The following is a 16985-nucleotide window of genomic DNA, read 5'->3' on the forward strand; positions in this document are numbered from 1 at the left end:
TGGCGGGTTCGGGCGGGAAATGCTTGTAGCAGATTGCGGTGGTATCAGGGCTGGCGGACCTGCTTTTGATAGCGGCCCGGCGTAATGCCATAACGGTGAGCAAAGGCGCGGGTGAGATGAGCCTGATCGGTTAATCCAACCGCCGCCGCGACGCTGGCGGCCGCTTCACCCTGTGCCAGCCTTTGCTTGGCGTCATAGAGCCGGAAAGCCATCAGCATCTGATGCGGCGTAACGTGATAGTGCTGGCGAAAGGCACGTAAGAAGTGCCACGGCGACAGTGAAGCCAGCGCCGCCAGCTCCTCCAGCCGCACCGGTTCTGCGAGGTTTGCGCGCAAAAATTCTCTGACCTGATCAAAACGATGCCGGGCATCGGGTCTGCCCTGTGAGGACATACGCGCCAGCGGACGGATTTGCAGTAGCAGCTCAGCAATCAGGCTCTGGCGCGCCAGTTCAGACTCTGCCTGCCAGAGTGCGGCAAGCCGGCGGGAAAGCGGCTGCGCCACGCGCGGATCGGTCAGCAGCGCCTCGTTAAACCACCAGCCGCGGTCGCCGGTCAGTTCATCCATCAGCTGCGGCTGGATGTAGATCATCTGATAGCGCCAGCCCTCTTCGCACGCTGACTCACCGGTGTGCAGCTCATCCGGGTTCATCATGACCAGTGAGTTCTCCGGCGCAGTATATTCGGTGCCGCGATAGCGAAAGCGCTGTGCGCCCGCTTCAATGGTGCCGATCCCAAAGGCTTCATGAGTGTGAGGTTCAAAGGCGTAGCGAGAGATGTGGGCCTGATAGAGTTCCACACCGGGCAGCTCTGCGAGTTGCCGGAACCGGGCGCGATCTTTTTCACAGGGGAAACTTGCCGGAACACCGTTCACTTCTCTCTCCTTATTTAACCCGTCTGCTAAGCATGCCTGTGACCGGGGCTAAAATGCAAAAGATTGCTATCCGCAACGCCGTAGATAACACTGTTTTTTTCAGGCGGAGTGGGTTAAGTATGGCACAGCGTGTGGTAGTGGTTATCGATATGCAGAATGGGGTCTTCAGCTCGCCGCGCTTCGACCAGGCGGGACGGGTGGCGCAGATTAACCGGCTGACTGAACGCGCCGATATCACCCTTTTTATCCAGCACCGCGAAGGCGCGATGTGCGAGGGAAATGACACTTTTAATCTGCTGCCAGAACTGGTTCAGCCTGCTGGCGCACATTACGTGACAAAAACCGCCTGCGACAGCTTCTGGCAGACTGAGCTGGCCGCACTGTTAAAGAAGCTGGCGGTGGAAGAGTTTGTGGTATGCGGTTGCGCCACTGACTACTGTCTGGATACCACCATAAAAGTGGGTGCCAGTGCGGGTTATGCCATTACGGTTGCTGCTGATGCGCACACCACCGCCGATCGTCACTGGGTCAGCGCTGAAGCGTTGATAAACCAGCACAATGAAGTCTGGTCCTCATTGTCGATTCCGGGCAACGTGCCGCGCGTGCTGAGCACAGAGGATATTGTGACGGAATGGTCGTAACCGCCTGCAAAAGCCGTGCATAAAAAAGCCCGCATAAGCGGGCTTTTTTGCATTCTCTGTTCAGCGGAATCAGAATGGAATATCGTCGTCGAAATCCATTGGTGGTTCGTTGTTGTTGCTGGCCGGCGCGCTCTGTGGCTGCTGCTGCGGACGGGACTGCGCGCCACCACTGAACTGGTTGTTGTTGCCCTGCGGCTGCTGCGGCTGACCCCAGCCATTGTTGTTACCACCACCCTGCACGCCTGCACCGGCATTGCCGCCCTGCTGACGGCCACCCAGCATCTGCATGGTGCCGCCAACGTTAACCACGACTTCGGTGGTGTAACGTTCCTGGCCACCCTGATCCTGCCATTTACGGGTGCGCAGCTGGCCTTCGATGTAGACCTGCGACCCCTTTTTCAGGTATTCGCCTGCGACTTCAGCCAGTTTGCCAAACAGCACTACACGGTGCCATTCCGTGATCTCTTTGTTTTCACCGGTCTGCTTGTCGCGCCAGCTTTCCGACGTAGCCAGCGTAATGTTGGCAACCGCGCCACCATTTGGCATGTAACGTACTTCCGGATCCTGACCCAGATTCCCGACAAGAATCACTTTGTTAACGCCACGACTGGCCATGTTGCTGTCTCCCGATGAGTTAATGCATACAGTCTAATCCATCAATTCTAACACGTCCTGCGGACTGTTTCCCACTTTCGAGCGGGGTTCCAGTTTTAATCCCTCTCCGCTTCCAGGCCTGAGAGTACTGGATATATATTCAGTCTATTTTTTGTGCCATAATGACACGTTTATTCTGGCCGTGTCGGCAAGGCACGGTGAGTGCAGCTAATTCGGGAAAGGTGAATGGATAAGATCGAAGTTCGTGGTGCCCGCACCCATAATTTGAAAAACATCAACCTGACCATCCCACGCGACAAACTCATTGTGGTAACCGGCCTGTCAGGGTCCGGTAAATCCTCACTGGCGTTTGATACGCTGTATGCGGAAGGTCAGCGCCGCTATGTGGAGTCGCTCTCTGCGTATGCGCGCCAGTTTCTTTCGTTAATGGAGAAGCCGGACGTCGATCATATCGAAGGTTTGTCGCCCGCCATTTCTATTGAACAGAAATCTACCTCGCATAACCCGCGCTCGACGGTGGGAACCATCACCGAGATCCACGACTACCTGCGTCTGCTGTTTGCCCGCGTGGGCGAACCGCGCTGCCCGGACCACAACGTACCGCTGGCGGCGCAGACCGTGAGTCAGATGGTGGATCAGGTGCTCTCGCAGCCGGAAGGTCGTCGCCTGATGCTGCTGGCCCCGGTAGTGAAAGATCGCAAGGGTGAGCACACCAAAACGCTGGAAAATCTGGCGACGCAGGGCTACATTCGTGCGCGTATTGACGGCGAAGTGTGCGACCTGTCAGACCCGCCGAAACTGGAGCTGCAGAAGAAGCACACCATCGAAGTGGTGATTGACCGCTTTAAAGTGCGTGACGATCTGGCGACGCGTCTGGCCGAGTCCTTTGAGACAACCCTGGAGCTCTCAGGCGGCACGGCGATTGTGGCGGACATGGATGACAGCGAGGCCGAAGAGCTGCTCTTCTCCGCGAACTTCGCCTGCCCGATTTGTGGTTATAGCATGAGTGAGCTGGAGCCGCGCCTGTTCTCCTTTAACAACCCGGCGGGCGCCTGTCCAACCTGTGACGGCCTGGGCGTACAGCAATATTTCGATCCTGATCGCGTGGTGCAGAACCCTGAACTTTCGCTGGCGGGCGGTGCTATCCGCGGCTGGGATCGTCGTAACTTTTACTATTTCCAGATGCTGCGTTCGCTGGCGGACCACCTCAGTTTTGATATTGAAGCGCCGTTCGGTAGCCTGCCTGACAACGTGCAGAAAGTGATTCTGTATGGGTCAGGCAAAGAGAGCATCGAATTTAAGTACATCAACGATCGCGGCGATACCTCGGTTCGCCGTCATCCGTTTGAAGGCGTGCTCAATAACATGGAGCGCCGCTATAAAGAGACGGAATCCTCTGCGGTGCGCGAAGAGCTGGCGAAGTTTATCAGCAACCGCGCCTGTGCCAGCTGTGAAGGTACCCGTCTGCGTCGTGAAGCGCGCCACGTCTTCGTGGAGAACACCACGCTGCCAACCATCTCTGAGATGAGCATCGGTCATGCGATGTCCTTCTTTGAAAACATGAAACTCAGCGGCCAGCGTGCGAAGATCGCTGAGAAAATTTTGAAAGAGATTGGCGATCGCCTGAGCTTCCTGGTCAATGTCGGCCTGAACTATCTATCAATGTCTCGTTCCGCCGAGACCCTGTCCGGGGGTGAAGCACAGCGTATCCGTCTGGCCAGCCAGATCGGTGCGGGTCTGGTCGGCGTGATGTATGTGCTGGATGAGCCTTCAATCGGCCTGCACCAGCGCGACAACGAACGGCTGCTCGGCACGCTGATTCATCTGCGCGACCTCGGTAACACCGTAATCGTGGTTGAGCATGATGAAGATGCGATTCGTGCCGCTGATCATGTGATCGACATCGGTCCGGGTGCAGGCGTACACGGCGGCCAGGTCGTCGCGGAAGGCACCGTTGATCAGATTATGGCGCAGGAAGAGTCGCTGACCGGTCAATACCTGAGCGGCAAGCGTGGCATTGTGGTGCCAGAGGAGCGCGTTAAAGGCGATCCGGCCAAAGTGCTGAAGATTACCGGCGCTCGCGGCAACAACCTAAAGGATGTCACGCTGACGCTGCCGGTCGGGCTGTTCACCTGTATTACCGGTGTGTCCGGTTCGGGTAAATCGACCCTGATCAACGATACGCTGTTCCCGATTGCCCAGCGGGCGCTGAACGGCGCGACCATCGCCGAACCGGCACCTTACCGTGACGTAGCGGGGCTGGAGCACTTCGACAAAGTGATTGACATCGACCAGAGCCCGATTGGTCGAACACCGCGCTCCAACCCGGCCACCTACACCGGTATCTTTACCCCGGTGCGTGAACTCTTTGCGGGCGTGCCGGAAGCGCGTTCGCGCGGCTACAATCCGGGTCGCTTTAGCTTCAACGTGCGGGGTGGACGCTGTGAAGCCTGCCAGGGTGATGGCGTGCTGAAAGTCGAGATGCACTTCCTGCCGGACATTTATGTGCCGTGCGACCAGTGCAAAGGCAAACGCTATAACCGTGAAACGCTGGAAGTGAAGTACAAAGGCAAGAGCATCCACGAAGTGCTGGAGATGACCATCGAAGAGGCGCGAGAGTTCTTTGATGCCGTGCCAGCGCTGGCGCGTAAGCTGCAGACGCTGATCGATGTCGGTCTCACCTACATCCGCCTCGGTCAATCCGCCACCACCCTTTCCGGCGGGGAAGCCCAGCGTGTGAAGCTGGCGCGTGAGCTGTCGAAGCGTGGCACGGGTCAGACGCTCTACATTCTGGATGAGCCGACCACTGGCCTGCACTTTGCCGATATCCAGCAGCTGCTGGAAGTGCTGCATAAGCTGCGCGATCAGGGCAACACCATCGTGGTGATTGAGCACAACCTCGATGTGGTCAAAACCGCAGACTGGATTGTCGATCTCGGTCCGGAAGGCGGCAGCGGCGGCGGTGAAATCCTGGTTGCTGGCACGCCAGAAACCGTGGCGGAGTGTGAGAAATCCCACACCGCACGCTTCCTGAAGCCCCTGTTACAGAAGTAATTCACTCAGGCCCGCCGCGTGCGGGCCTTTTTTTACCCCCTGCTGATTCAGCCAGAAAAATGCAGAATCAGGCAAGATTCAGACATGTATAGGCATATACGCTTTTCCCCACGCTGACTATCCTTAAGCGGTTCCTCTTTGGCACGCCCCTGGCGTCGCCCTGTTTTCGCAGCACATCCACGCTGCTGCACATCATCAAAAAACACTCACGACACATCGAAACTGGAGACACCATGAATATTACGCATGCGTATGCTGCTCAGGATGCAAAATCCAAACTGGCACCGTTCGATTTTAAGCCGCGTGAGCTGCGCGCCCATGACGTTCAGCTTGAGGTGCTGTTCTGTGGCGTTTGCCACTCAGACCTGCATCAGGCCCGTAATGAGTGGAAAAACACCATTTTCCCCGTGGTTCCGGGTCATGAAATTGTGGGTCGCGTGACGGCTGTTGGTCCACGAACGCAGAAATACAAAGTCGGCGATCTGGTTGGCGTCGGCTGCATGGTCGATTCGTGCCGCAGCTGTCCGAGCTGTCAGCAGGGTCTGGAGCAGTATTGCGAAAACGGCTTTGTCGGCACCTATAACGGCGAAGATCGCGAAACCGGCGCTATTACCTACGGCGGTTACTCAACGTCGATGGTAGTTGATGAGAGCTTTGTGCTGCGGATTCCTGAGAACCTGGAGCTGGCGGGCGTTGCACCGCTGCTGTGTGCCGGTATCACCACCTATTCGCCGCTGCGTCACTGGAATGTCGGTCCAGGCAAGAAAGTGGGGATCGTAGGCTTAGGCGGCCTGGGCCATATGGGGGTAAAAATTGCGCACGCCATGGGCGCGCATGTGGTGCTGTTCACCACTTCACCATCCAAAATTGAAGATGGCAAACGTCTGGGTGCCGATGAAGTGGTGATCTCCAAAGATGCAGAGCAGATGGCGCAGCACGCGAACAGCTTTGACTTCATCCTGAACACCGTGGCGGCTCAGCACGATCTCAATCCGTTCATCACCCTGTTGAAACTGGATGGCAACATGACGCTGGTGGGCGCACCGGAGCACGATCATCCGGCACCCCAGGTCTTCAACCTGATCTTTAAACGTCGCAGCATTGCCGGTTCACTGATTGGCGGCATCGCGGAAACCCAGGAGATGCTCGATTTCTGTGGCGAGCACGGGATTACGTCAGACATTGAGCTGATTGCGATGGACCAGATCAACGAAGCCTATGAGCGCATGCTGAAAAGCGATGTGAAGTATCGCTTTGTTATCGATATCAATACGCTGCGCGATCAGTCTGCCGCGTAAACTGCTTGATCTGAAACCCTCCTGCTCAGGTAAGAGGGTTTTTTATTGCCGTTTAACGGGCAGCCGCCGCCTGCTGGTATGAGGCATCGACCAGATAGTAGATCTGCGAATCTTTCAGCGAACCGTCGAGGAACAGCGTGCTCCAGTGAGACTTATTCAGATGCTCGCTGGGAATAATATCGCTGTGCTCTTCGCGCAGTAATTCCGCCAGCGCTGGCGTCGATTTCAGCGAGACGGCGGGCCGCCCTTTTACCTCGTGCACCATCGCAAACAGCACGCCGTGACTTTTAATCTGGGTAGCCTTCCAGTCATTGTGGACGCTCTGCTCCGCGCCCGGCTTGCTCATGCAATAGGTCAGTAAGTCTGAGTTATTCATTACGACTCCCCTTGTAAAGTGGCGACAATCCGCCTGGCACCGCCATCAATGCGATGCTCGCCCAGCCAGATACCCTGCCAGGTGCCCAGCACCAGACGTCCCCGCTGAACCGGTAATAACAACGAAACCCCTAAGGTCGATGATTTGATGTGCGCGGGCATATCATCACGTCCTTCATAGTCGTGCTGATAAGGCGCATTCTCCGGCACGTGCCGCATGAAATGCTGCTCCATGTCGCTACGCACCGTCGGGTCGCAATTCTCGTTTAAGGTTAACGACGCCGAAGTGTGCTGCAACAGCAGATGCAGCAGTCCGGTTTTGATATCACGTAGTCCGGAAAGCGAATTAACGACTTCATCGGTGACCAGATGAAATCCGCGCGACTTCGCACTCAGCGTTATAGTTTGTTGATGCCACATAGCTTATTCCTGAAACGGTTATCCCGTTTAAGTGTGCAGCATGTCGCCGAAAGGTAAACCCTGACCCATAAAAAAACCGCCAGAGAAAACCCTGGCGGTCTTATTTACGGCCTTGCTGCTGTTACATCACGGCGGCAAACGCTTCCGCTACCTGATGCACATTTTTGCTGTTCAGACCGGCCACACACATGCGACCGCTGCCCACCAGATAGATGCCAAATTCGTTACGCAGGCGATCAACCTGCTGCGCACTCAGGCCGGTATAGCTGAACATGCCGCGCTGCTTCAGCAGGTAGTCGAAGTTTTTACCTGGCAGCGCGGTGCTCAGTACGTCCACCAGCGACTGGCGCATCGCAAGAATGCGCAGACGCATCGCCTCTACTTCAGCCAGCCAGCTGGCCTTCAGCGCCTCGTCGTTGAGGACGCGTGCGACAACCTGTGCACCGAAATTCGGCGGGCTGGAGTAGTTACGGCGAACGGTGGCTTTTAACTGGCCCAGCACACGTGCTGACTCTTCGGCACTGTCGCAGACGATAGAAAGACCGCCTACGCGCTCGCCATAGAGCGAGAAGATTTTGGAGAAGGAGTTGCTGACCAGCGCAGGCAGACCCGCTGCCGCGACCGCGCGCAGCGCATACGCATCCTGCTCCATACCGGCACCAAAGCCCTGATAGGCGATGTCCAGGAAAGGAATCAGCTGCTGTGCTTTCAGCACCTCAACGGTCTGATCCCACTGCGCATCCGTCAGGTCAGCGCCGGTCGGGTTATGACAGCAGGGATGCAGCAACACGATGCTCTGCGCGGGCAGAGTTTTCAGGGTGCTGATAAAGGCATCAAACCGCACACCGTGAGTCTCTGCGTCATACCAGGGATAGGTGTTTACCTCTAAACCTGCACCGTTAAAAATTGCGATGTGGTTTTCCCAGGTCGGATCGCTGACCCAGACGGCAGACTGCGGGAAGTAGCGCTTCAGGAAATCTGCGCCAACTTTCAGCGCGCCAGAACCGCCAAGGGTCTGAATCGACGCAATACGGCCCGCCTTTAACACCGGATGATCGGCACCAAACAGCAGCGGGGCAATCGCACTACGGTAGCTGTTCAGCCCTTCCATTGGCAGATAAAGCGATGCCTGATGCGGCTCAGCATAGAGCTGCTCTTCAGCAGCCGCCACGGCCTTTAGCTGCGGGATAATGTTCTGCTCGTTGTAGTAAAGCCCGATGCTCAGGTTAACTTTGTGTTCGCGTGGGTCTTGTTTGAACGCTTCCATCAACGACAGAATCGGATCGCCAGCATAGGCATCAACGTTTTGAAACACGGTGTAGGTCTCCATGATTGGTCCAGAGGTAAAAGGCGATTTAAACCCGATAGCGTCCCGGACGGTGGTTCATTGCAATAATCAGGTTCAGGATCACCGCACCCGCAATCGACGCGAGCAGGATGGGGCCACTCACCACAAACAGTGACGCCAGCACGACGCAGGTATCGACTGCCATCTGCAGTTTACCCGCGCGGATCCCGAAGCGATCCTGTAGCCACAGCGCCAGAATATTGATGCCGCCCAGGCTCGCCTTATGTCGAAATAACACTATAAACCCGATTCCCATGATGACGTTACCGAACAGTGTCGCATAGAAGGGGTTAAGGTCAGAAAAGTGGACAAACAGCGGGTGCAGATGGGTGAACAGCGACACCAGCCCGACGGCGCAGAAGGTTTTCAGGGTAAATTCCCAGCCCATGCGTTTTACCGCCAGCCAGTAAAACGGGATATTGATCAGGAAGAACGCGCTGCCGAACGAGAGCGTCGAGAGATAGCTGATCAGAAAAGCGATACCTGCGGTGCTGCCAGTCAGCGCACCGGCCTGTTTCAGCATAATGACGCCGAACGAGACCATCAGGGTGCCGAGCACCATCGCCAGCGCATCTTCAATGCGCGAATGCGGGACGCGGGTGGGTTCTGCAATGTTATCCATGGGGGTTTTCTCAGTGCAAATGATGCGGTTCCGATGCAAAAAACGCACCATCGTCACAGCACTGAAGGGCTGTAAAGCGGATGCCATTGATATCTAAGGCGCTTTGAAACATAACTTTATGCATAAATTCCGGCTTATACCGTTAATCTATGCGTTAAGCTCTATTACGATGCGCGTTATTCGCATTAACTGCCGCTAGTGTGCACCAAAATCGCACAGCGCGCATCCTTTTAGCGCGTCTTCTCTCCGGGGATCATCATCAGCCCGTTCTCTTTCATTCGTCCCAGTACCACTGAGGTTTTCACATGAGAAACGCTCTGGTGACCTGCGACTAACTGGCTGATTAACGCACTGAGGGAGTTGAGATCGGCCACCGCCACTTTGAGGAGATAGTCTGCATCACCCGTAGTTTTATAGGCATCAACGATCGCCTGCTCCTGCTCCACCATCCGGTGAAAGCTCTCAACATATTCCGCGGTGTGGTTAATCAGGCGTACCTCAATCAATCCCACCATGCCAAGCCCGATGGCATCGGGTGACAGCCGGGCGTGATAACCCAGGATGAGGTTAGCCTGTTCCAGATTGATACGGCGGCGGGAACATTGAGAGGCAGAAAGGCCGACCAGATCGCTGAGTTCCTGATTGGTCAGCCGGCCGTTAGATTGTAATAAAGTCAGGATTTTAAGGTCGTAATCGTCTACGTGAGTCATTCCGTTTCCACAGCGTAATGGGCGTCGCTTTGTTACAGATAACCCGATAACCCGAGAGGTTGTCCAACACTATTTTCTGATGATGGGGGCTGTCATGCACAGATCGTGCATGACAGCACAAAGCAGAGATTATTCGTCGTCGTATTGCGGACCCGCGTAGTTGTCGAAGCGTGACCACTGGCCATTAAAGGTCAGGCGTACCGTACCGATGGGGCCGTTACGCTGTTTACCCAGGATGATCTCGGCGATCCCTTTCAGATCGCTGTTCTCGTGGTAAACCTCATCGCGATAGATAAACATGATCAAATCCGCATCCTGCTCGATCGAGCCTGATTCGCGCAGATCCGAGTTGACCGGACGCTTGTCAGCACGCTGTTCCAGTGAGCGGTTAAGCTGCGACAGCGCCACCACCGGTACATTCAGCTCTTTAGCCAGCGCTTTCAGCGAGCGGGAGATCTCAGCAATCTCCAGCGTACGGTTGTCCGACAATGACGGCACGCGCATCAGCTGCAGGTAGTCGATCATTATCAAACTTAAGCCACCGTTTTCACGGTAGATACGTCGGGCACGCGAACGCACTTCAGTGGGGGTCAGGCCGGAAGAGTCATCGATGTACATGTTCTTCTTCTCCAGCAGGATGCCCATGGTGCCGGAGATACGCGCCCAGTCTTCATCATCCAGCTGTCCGGTTCGGATGCGGGTCTGATCGACGCGGGAAAGTGACGCCAGCATACGCATCATGATCTGCTCGCTGGGCATCTCCAGACTGAAGATCAGCACCGGCTTCTCCTGCAGCATGGCGGCGTTTTCGCACAGGTTCATCGCAAAGGTGGTTTTACCCATCGACGGACGTGCGGCAACAATAATCAGGTCAGAACCCTGCAGGCCCGCGGTCTTTTTATTCAGATCCTGATAGCCGGTATCGACCCCGGTGACACCATCGTGCGGGGTCTGATAGAGCGATTCGATACGGGAAACGGTCGATTCCAGAATCTGCTCAATGTTTTTCGGGCCAGCATCTTTATCCGCGCGCGCTTCAGCGATTTTAAAGACGTTCGACTCCGCAAAGTCGAGCAGCTCTTCGCTGTTACGTCCCTGCGGATCATAACCGGCATCGGCAATCTGGTTGGCGACAGAGATCATCTCACGCACCACCGCACGTTCACGCACGATGTCAGCATAAGCACCGATGTTTGCTGCACTCGGGGTGTTTTTTGCCAGCTCAGCCAGATAGGCGAAGCCGCCTGCCATCTCCAGTTCGCCCCGGGTTTCCAGCGATTCGGAGAGCGTAATCAGGTCAATAGGCTTGCTGTTTTCCAGCAGCCGCTGCATCTCGGAAAAAATCAGTCGATGCGAGCGGTTGAAAAAATCATTCGCGACGACGCGCTCAGAGACGTTATCCCAGCGCTCGTTATCCAGCATTAACCCACCGAGCACCGACTGCTCCGCTTCCAGAGAATGCGGGGGCATTTTCACGCCTGCGAGCTGGCGATCCTGCGTTTCGTTCGATTTGTTGGTGGGTTTATTTCCTGCCATAGTGAATGCATTACCGATCTTCTGTGGGGACGCGCAAGTATACCTTAGTTAGGGTGCGCGCCTCACCCTCATGATTAAACAATCACAGGAGTCAGAATGGCAAAGCATATTCAGTTCAGCGCGCATGGCGGCCCGGACGTCTTAGCGTGGACAGATTTTGAACCTGCTGACCCGGCTGAACATGAAGTGCAGGTTGAGCATCGCGCTATCGGGATTAATTACATCGATACCTATGTTCGCAGCGGGCTCTATCCGGTTGCCGCTTTTCCCTCTGGCCTTGGGACGGAAGCGGCGGGTGTGGTGTCGCGGGTTGGCCGTGGTGTGACGCTGTTTAAACCCGGCGATCGCGTAGTCTACTGTCTGGCGTCGATGGGGGCTTATAGTGAGGTGCACAACGTAGCGGAAGACCGTCTGATGCATCTTCCGGAGGCGATCAGCTTTGAGCAGGGTGCAGCAAGCTATCTGAAAGGGCTGACCACACAATATCTGCTGCGTCAGACCTATAAAATCAGCGCTGGAGAGACCTTCCTGTTTCATGCTGCGGCGGGCGGCGTCGGATTAATTGCCTGTCAGTGGGCAAAAGCGCTGGGTGCGCATTTGATCGGCACCGTGGGTTCAGCGGAAAAAGCCACGATGGCAAAAAATGCTGGAGCATGGGCCACCATTAACTACCGCGAAGAGAATATTGCACAGCGCGTCAGTGAACTGACGGAAGGGAAAAAAGTGGGCGTGGTGTATGACTCCGTGGGTAAAGACACCTGGGAAGCATCGCTGGATTCGCTGCGTCGTCATGGCCTGATGGTCAGTTTTGGTAATGCTTCCGGTCCGGTGACCGGCATCGATTTGGGCATTCTGAATAAAAAGGGTTCGCTGTTTGTGACCCGACCTTCCCTGTTTGGTTATATCACCAATCGCCAGGAGCTGGAGACCGCCAGTGCCGAGCTGTTCTCGCTGCTGGCGAGTGGCGCGATCAAGGTTGATGTGCCGGAGCAGCAGAAGTTTGCGCTGAAAGAGGCCAGCAGGGCGCACCAGATGCTGGAGAGCCGCGCCACGCAGGGATCCTGCCTGTTAATCCCGTAACCGTCAGCGCCCCGTCAGCAACAAAAAGGGCTTCCCCTGGGAAGCCCTCTTCTTTTTTTTATTTTTTGTTCGCGCTGGTGTAGGGACAGCGGCGATGAATTCATGTCGAGTCGATGGCACATCGATTTGACGACAGGCATCCTGCCAGAAAACATAAGTAAAAAATATGTTTAATTGCAGATCAGCGCCGAACAATCTCTCACACTGTGATCGTCACCGCATTTAACGCCAGCCTTTACGGTCTAACCTGCTGATCTTACGTCTCAGCTTACGACGCGCCCGCGCATCGCTATCGCCAAAAAAGGCACGATGCAGCCATACAGCGATGACCGCCAGCACCAGCCATGGCAACACTTTGATAACAAGTGCAAACAGTCCACCGACAAACATCACGAGGGTTGCGACCACCAGTGCCGCCAGCACGCCCAGCAGTGAAACGCCGGTCAGCAACAGCATCAGGAAAAACCCCAATACGAATAAAATTTCCACGTCAGCGCTCCTTTTGAAATCAGTTGTTATAGCTATTACAAAAAGCGTGCCAATCGATAACGTATTGATTTTATACTGATAAGGCTTAAAAAAGGCGTAGCGACCTGGTGATAAAAACCATATTCTGGCGAAAAAAAACCAGCTTCAAAAGCTGGCTTTCTTGTTCAGGTCAAAAATCAGACTTCTTGTGGGATCTTATCCGCCACCAGCGCCAGCGCCGCTTCCAGTACGCGAACATCGGCACCCGGTTTATGGGCGTTTTCACTCAGGTGACGTCGCCACTGGCGTGCACCCGGGATCCCCTGGAACAGTCCCAGCATATGGCGTGTGACGTGTCCCAGATACGTGCCCTTCGCCAGCTCCGCTTCAATATAGGGATACATGGCGCGTACCACGTCCACCGGGTTAGCCGCCGGATGCTGACGACCAAACAGCGTCTGATCGACCTGCGCCAGAATGCCCGGATTTTGATAGGCTTCGCGTCCCATCATCACACCGTCCAGGTGCTGCAGGTGGGTCTGTGCCTCTTCCAGCGTTTTTACGCCACCATTAAGCGCGATCGTGAGATGCGGAAAATCGCGTTTCAGCTGCCAGACGCGGGGATAATCCAGCGGTGGAATTTCGCGGTTCTCCTTGGGGCTAAGGCCGGAGAGCCAGGCTTTTCGCGCATGGATAATAAATGTCTCGCACTCACCGCGACCTGCCACCGTGCCGATAAAGTCGGTCAGAAATTCATAGCTGTCCAGCTCATCAATCCCGATGCGGGTTTTCACCGTGACCGGAATCGACACCACGTCACGCATCGCTTTAATCGCATCCGCGACCAGATTCGCCTCGGCCATCAGGCAGGCACCGAAACGGCCATTCTGAACCCGATCCGAAGGACAGCCGACGTTCAGATTTACTTCATCGTAGCCGCGCTGCTCTGCCAGCTTCGCACACTGCGCCAGCGCCGCCGGATCGCTACCACCAAGCTGCAACGCGACCGGATGTTCCGCCTCGCTATAAGCCAGGTAATCCCCTTTGCCATGAATGATCGCGCCCGTGGTCACCATTTCGGTGTAGAGCAGCGTGTCACCGGTGAGCTGACGATGAAAATAGCGACAGTGGCGATCGGTCCAGTCGAGCATAGGGGCGACAGAGAAACGTTGCGAAGAGAAATTAGACATGAAGCGCAGACAATCCGGTAATTAAGGGTGATGGAATTCTGTGCAAGGATAACACAAGGGCGGGCGATAGTGCATCGCCCGCCCCCGAACAGCCTGAATAACGTATTTAGAAGTTAAAGCCCAGCTGCATCATCGCGCCCCAGGTGTTGTTAGCGCCTACAGAGCCGGCCAGATCCAGATGGACAGCTTTGTTAAACGGTGACAGACCAAAACCTGCGGTGGCGACATTTTCGTCATTAGACCGCATGTCCGCACGATAACCGGCACGCAGCTGCAGCCAGTCAAGCACGCGGTATTCCGCGCCTACTGCCGCATACTGGCTGTTATCCTGCGTTTTGAAGCGTTTGGTTTCCGTCAGATCCACATCGCCGGTCACGGTAAATGGACCTTTATCCCAGGCCAGCCCGGTGGTGACCAGCGGGCGAATCTGATAGGTATCGCGGAAGCCGTTGACCTCTTTGGTCTGCAGATCGCGCGAAACCAGGTTCTGTCCGGTCACCCCCAGCGTCCAGTTTTCAGCAAAGGTGGTCGCCAGACCGGCATCAACGTTAAAGCCGGTGTCGGTGCTGCGATACTGGCTATTGTTGATGTCGTTCTTGTCGTAGTTATAGATGCTGGCAGTGTAGTTATAGAGCGAGGTTTTCTGCACTTTCGGCGTCACGCCCACCGAGACCGGCTGACCAGCGATGGTGAACTCATGCGCCACCGCCACACCATAATCAATGGTCAATGCCGCTAAGCCATTCGCACTGGAACGAAGGTTATTTTGATCGCCTGGACGTGGCAGCACCGTTCCATTAGCGACACCGCGCAGGTAGTCGATATCACCCTGGACCACGTTGGCACGGACGTGCGCCGTACCGTAGGCTTTGGTAACAAACGCAAAAGGCAGAGTCTCATTGGGGATCGTAACGGCCACGGCCACGCCTGCACTGCCGTCCGCCTTGTTACCGCGCAGATCGCTTAGCTTGTCAGCAACATCGCCGGAGGCAGCGCGCAGTTCAGGATAGCCACGCAGATAATCTGCAAAAGTCAGGTTACCAATTACGTCACGATAGCGATCTACGGTGTCCGTAATATCATCGACTTTATCGATCAGCTTATCTTTGTCAGTAACCTGAATACCTGCCGAGGGAAGAATAATGCTGACGTTATCGTCAGACTTAGCACGCGTCATTAATGCCGGGTTCACCAGCACTGCTGAGCCATAAACAGAAGATGCTACGCCGGTACCGCCCATGGCGTCATTACGTGCATCATACCAGGTCCCTGCCGCCATGGCGGAAGAAGAAAGGAAAAGCGCGGTCGCTGCAGCGGAATATTTCAGCGCTGAACGTTGAGCGGATTTTTTCACCATTTGCCTGCCTTCACCTGAGAAATTGTCATTGAAACATTCAACGACTGAATAGTTTGTTAGCCCTATTGTGAACTCTGGCTAACGCGTTATTGCTGTGAATTCAAAGGAAACAGTGTCTTAATTCAAAGGATTGGACGTTTTCCAATCAAAAAACCGTTGTAATTGTTCAAACTGCGTCGCGGTATTTCAAATAATGCCAGACTTTTCTTAAGTCTTTCTGAACATTACTTCTTAACACAGTGAGATGCAAAGCAAAATGCCAACAAATTCCGCTTCAGGTCGATTGAGAATGGATCTGATTTCTCGTCATATTTGAGATAGATAGCGGCCGAAATTCTTAAAATGCTGCTTTATCAGGCAAATAATGCTGTTTTATCAGGCGAAAACGAACATCAGCGCCGCAAAACTATGTGTGATAAAATAACATCACTTATCCAGCGGAGAATTTTTCATGACAAACATGACGTCGCAGCAAATTTTGATTCAGGCTGAAAAAATGTGCCTGCAGCGCGGTGTACGTCTGACTTCGCAGCGTGCTGAGGTATTGCGCCTGATGGCTGAACAGCCTGGTTCAATCAGCGCTTACGATCTGCTGGATCAGCTCCGCATCAGCGAACCGCAGGCTAAGCCGCCCACGGTCTATCGTGCGCTGGATTTCCTGCTCGAGCAGGGTTTCATTCATCGGGTGGAGTCCAACAACAGCTACGTCATGTGTCACCACTTTGACGCACCAGCCCATACGTCGGTGATGCTGGTCTGCGACCGCTGTGCTGCGGTAACGGAGAAACAGGCGCAGGGTGTGGAGAAGATTATCGCAACGCTGGCAGGTGAAGCGCAGTTCGCTTTACGCCATAGCGTCATTGAAGCCCATGGTTTATGTGAAAATTGTGCTGCGGTTGAAGCCTGTACGCGCCATGAAAGCTGCGATCACGATCATCAGGATGAGGGTAAAAAGCGGGGAAAACGCGGATGACCGGCACATTATTGCGTGATTCCGGTGCAGCTGCACCGGAACATATTAACTGCTCACCACTGCATTACCAGCGGTGTTCTTTGTTCTCGCCTTCCCAGTTCGTCACTTCACGCTCTGCTTCATCTTTCGCATAGCCATAACGTTCCTGGATTTTACCAACCAGCTGATCGCGTTTACCTTCGATAACCTGCATGTCATCGTCGGTCAGCTTGCCCCATTTCTCTTTCATTTTGCCTTTGAACTGCTTCCAGTTGCCGCTCGCTTCGTCTTTATTCATGGCAGACCTCCAATCCTCAGGGTTTAATGATTATCTTGCTACTTTACAAAATAACAATACAAAGCGCTGGTTAACTGCGCCGGATAAAGTTAATTATAGTGGCAAGTTTCAAAATCCTGGAATAATACAGAATAGTCTGTATCCACCTC

At 54.8% G+C, this 16985-nt stretch carries 17 protein-coding genes; 5 read left to right on the plus strand and 12 right to left on the minus strand.

The features are described 5' to 3' along the window. Positions 1-44: 44 nt before the first annotated feature. Entirely contained in the window at positions 45-872 is an 828-nt protein-coding gene (locus F3I20_RS19720) for an AraC family transcriptional regulator (protein ID WP_150012019.1), read from the minus strand. A gap of 119 nt (positions 873-991) precedes the next feature. On the opposite strand from F3I20_RS19720, the gene F3I20_RS19725 reads away from it, so the two are divergent. Continuing rightward, positions 992-1513 carry an isochorismatase family protein gene (locus tag F3I20_RS19725; protein ID WP_150012021.1) on the plus strand — a complete coding sequence of 174 codons (522 nt, stop codon included), beginning with the start codon at positions 992-994 and terminating at the stop codon, positions 1511-1513. A gap of 69 nt (positions 1514-1582) precedes the next feature. On the opposite strand, the gene ssb1 is transcribed toward F3I20_RS19725, so the two are convergent. After that, positions 1583-2128, minus strand: coding sequence for a single-stranded DNA-binding protein SSB1 (gene ssb1, locus F3I20_RS19730; RefSeq protein ID WP_150038350.1), 546 nt, complete (start codon positions 2126-2128; stop codon positions 1583-1585). Between the two features lie 225 nt (positions 2129-2353). Between ssb1 and uvrA the strand changes: the two genes are divergently transcribed. Further along, positions 2354-5182 (plus strand): excinuclease ABC subunit UvrA, encoded by a 2829-nt coding sequence (gene uvrA / locus F3I20_RS19735; RefSeq protein WP_150038349.1) that lies wholly within the window; start codon positions 2354-2356, stop codon positions 5180-5182. A 233-nt stretch (positions 5183-5415) separates the two neighbouring features. Then, complete coding sequence (locus tag F3I20_RS19740) at positions 5416-6480, plus strand: NAD(P)-dependent alcohol dehydrogenase (RefSeq protein WP_150038347.1); 1065 nt, start codon at positions 5416-5418, stop codon at positions 6478-6480. A gap of 52 nt (positions 6481-6532) precedes the next feature. Here F3I20_RS19740 and F3I20_RS19745 read toward each other — a convergent pair whose 3' ends face one another. The 6 genes from F3I20_RS19745 to dnaB form a co-directional block, all read right to left on the minus strand. Then, entirely contained in the window at positions 6533-6856 is a 324-nt protein-coding gene (locus F3I20_RS19745; protein ID WP_150012027.1) for an MmcQ/YjbR family DNA-binding protein, read from the minus strand. Continuing rightward, positions 6856-7275, minus strand: a complete 420-nt coding sequence (locus F3I20_RS19750) for a secondary thiamine-phosphate synthase enzyme YjbQ (protein ID WP_013359785.1) — start codon at positions 7273-7275, stop codon at positions 6856-6858. Before F3I20_RS19750 ends, F3I20_RS19745 begins: the two co-directional genes overlap by 1 nt. Before the next feature lie 121 nt (positions 7276-7396). Continuing rightward, complete coding sequence (locus F3I20_RS19755) at positions 7397-8590, minus strand: amino acid aminotransferase (protein ID WP_150012093.1); 1194 nt, start codon at positions 8588-8590, stop codon at positions 7397-7399. A gap of 40 nt (positions 8591-8630) precedes the next feature. Continuing rightward, entirely contained in the window at positions 8631-9245 is a 615-nt protein-coding gene (locus F3I20_RS19760; protein ID WP_150012029.1) for a YitT family protein, read from the minus strand. 230 nt (positions 9246-9475) lie between these two features. Further along, on the minus strand, positions 9476-9955 hold the full coding sequence (locus F3I20_RS19765; RefSeq protein ID WP_003855753.1) for an Lrp/AsnC family transcriptional regulator: 480 nt from the start codon (positions 9953-9955) through the stop codon (positions 9476-9478). A gap of 129 nt (positions 9956-10084) precedes the next feature. Continuing rightward, positions 10085-11491 (minus strand): replicative DNA helicase, encoded by a 1407-nt coding sequence (gene dnaB / locus F3I20_RS19770; protein ID WP_098051787.1) that lies wholly within the window; start codon positions 11489-11491, stop codon positions 10085-10087. A gap of 96 nt (positions 11492-11587) precedes the next feature. Between dnaB and F3I20_RS19775 the strand changes: the two genes are divergently transcribed. After that, a complete protein-coding gene (locus F3I20_RS19775; RefSeq protein WP_150012031.1) occupies positions 11588-12571 on the plus strand; it encodes a quinone oxidoreductase in 984 nt (327 codons plus the stop codon). A 222-nt stretch (positions 12572-12793) separates the two neighbouring features. Here F3I20_RS19775 and pspG read toward each other — a convergent pair whose 3' ends face one another. From pspG to F3I20_RS19790, 3 genes are all read right to left on the minus strand, one after another. Next, positions 12794-13060: an envelope stress response protein PspG gene (gene pspG, locus F3I20_RS19780; RefSeq protein ID WP_150012033.1), complete on the minus strand. Its 267-nt coding sequence runs from the start codon at positions 13058-13060 to the stop codon at positions 12794-12796. Positions 13061-13236: 176 nt separating this feature from the next. Then, positions 13237-14229 carry a tRNA dihydrouridine(20/20a) synthase DusA gene (gene dusA, locus F3I20_RS19785; protein WP_150038344.1) on the minus strand — a complete coding sequence of 331 codons (993 nt, stop codon included), beginning with the start codon at positions 14227-14229 and terminating at the stop codon, positions 13237-13239. A 106-nt stretch (positions 14230-14335) separates the two neighbouring features. Continuing rightward, positions 14336-15586: a conjugal transfer protein TraF gene (locus tag F3I20_RS19790; protein ID WP_150038342.1), complete on the minus strand. Its 1251-nt coding sequence runs from the start codon at positions 15584-15586 to the stop codon at positions 14336-14338. A 451-nt stretch (positions 15587-16037) separates the two neighbouring features. Here F3I20_RS19790 and zur point away from each other — a divergent pair, with 451 nt between their 5' ends. Continuing rightward, positions 16038-16559, plus strand: a complete 522-nt coding sequence (gene zur, locus F3I20_RS19795) for a zinc uptake transcriptional repressor Zur (protein ID WP_150012039.1) — start codon at positions 16038-16040, stop codon at positions 16557-16559. A gap of 64 nt (positions 16560-16623) precedes the next feature. On the opposite strand, the gene F3I20_RS19800 is transcribed toward zur, so the two are convergent. Next, positions 16624-16836 carry a CsbD family protein gene (locus F3I20_RS19800; RefSeq protein ID WP_150038340.1) on the minus strand — a complete coding sequence of 71 codons (213 nt, stop codon included), beginning with the start codon at positions 16834-16836 and terminating at the stop codon, positions 16624-16626. Between the last annotated feature and the right edge of the window lie 149 nt (positions 16837-16985).

This window comes from Candidatus Pantoea gossypiicola, from assembly GCF_008632075.1.
Lineage (GTDB): Bacteria > Pseudomonadota > Gammaproteobacteria > Enterobacterales > Enterobacteriaceae > Pantoea > Pantoea gossypiicola.

Coding starts and splice junctions, on each gene's coding strand:
- ssb1 (WP_150038350.1), bottom strand. CDS start 2,128: ATGGCCAGTCGTGGCGTTAACAAAGTGATTCTTGTCGGGAATCTGGGT.
- dnaB (WP_098051787.1), bottom strand. CDS start 11,491: ATGGCAGGAAATAAACCCACCAACAAATCGAACGAAACGCAGGATCGC.
- F3I20_RS19750 (WP_013359785.1), bottom strand. CDS start 7,275: ATGTGGCATCAACAAACTATAACGCTGAGTGCGAAGTCGCGCGGATTT.
- dusA (WP_150038344.1), bottom strand. CDS start 14,229: ATGTCTAATTTCTCTTCGCAACGTTTCTCTGTCGCCCCTATGCTCGAC.
- F3I20_RS19790 (WP_150038342.1), bottom strand. CDS start 15,586: ATGGTGAAAAAATCCGCTCAACGTTCAGCGCTGAAATATTCCGCTGCA.
- F3I20_RS19765 (WP_003855753.1), bottom strand. CDS start 9,955: ATGACTCACGTAGACGATTACGACCTTAAAATCCTGACTTTATTACAA.
- F3I20_RS19725 (WP_150012021.1), top strand. CDS start 992: ATGGCACAGCGTGTGGTAGTGGTTATCGATATGCAGAATGGGGTCTTC.
- F3I20_RS19760 (WP_150012029.1), bottom strand. CDS start 9,245: ATGGATAACATTGCAGAACCCACCCGCGTCCCGCATTCGCGCATTGAA.
- F3I20_RS19800 (WP_150038340.1), bottom strand. CDS start 16,836: ATGAATAAAGACGAAGCGAGCGGCAACTGGAAGCAGTTCAAAGGCAAA.
- uvrA (WP_150038349.1), top strand. CDS start 2,354: ATGGATAAGATCGAAGTTCGTGGTGCCCGCACCCATAATTTGAAAAAC.
- zur (WP_150012039.1), top strand. CDS start 16,038: ATGACAAACATGACGTCGCAGCAAATTTTGATTCAGGCTGAAAAAATG.
- F3I20_RS19745 (WP_150012027.1), bottom strand. CDS start 6,856: ATGAATAACTCAGACTTACTGACCTATTGCATGAGCAAGCCGGGCGCG.
- F3I20_RS19775 (WP_150012031.1), top strand. CDS start 11,588: ATGGCAAAGCATATTCAGTTCAGCGCGCATGGCGGCCCGGACGTCTTA.
- F3I20_RS19740 (WP_150038347.1), top strand. CDS start 5,416: ATGAATATTACGCATGCGTATGCTGCTCAGGATGCAAAATCCAAACTG.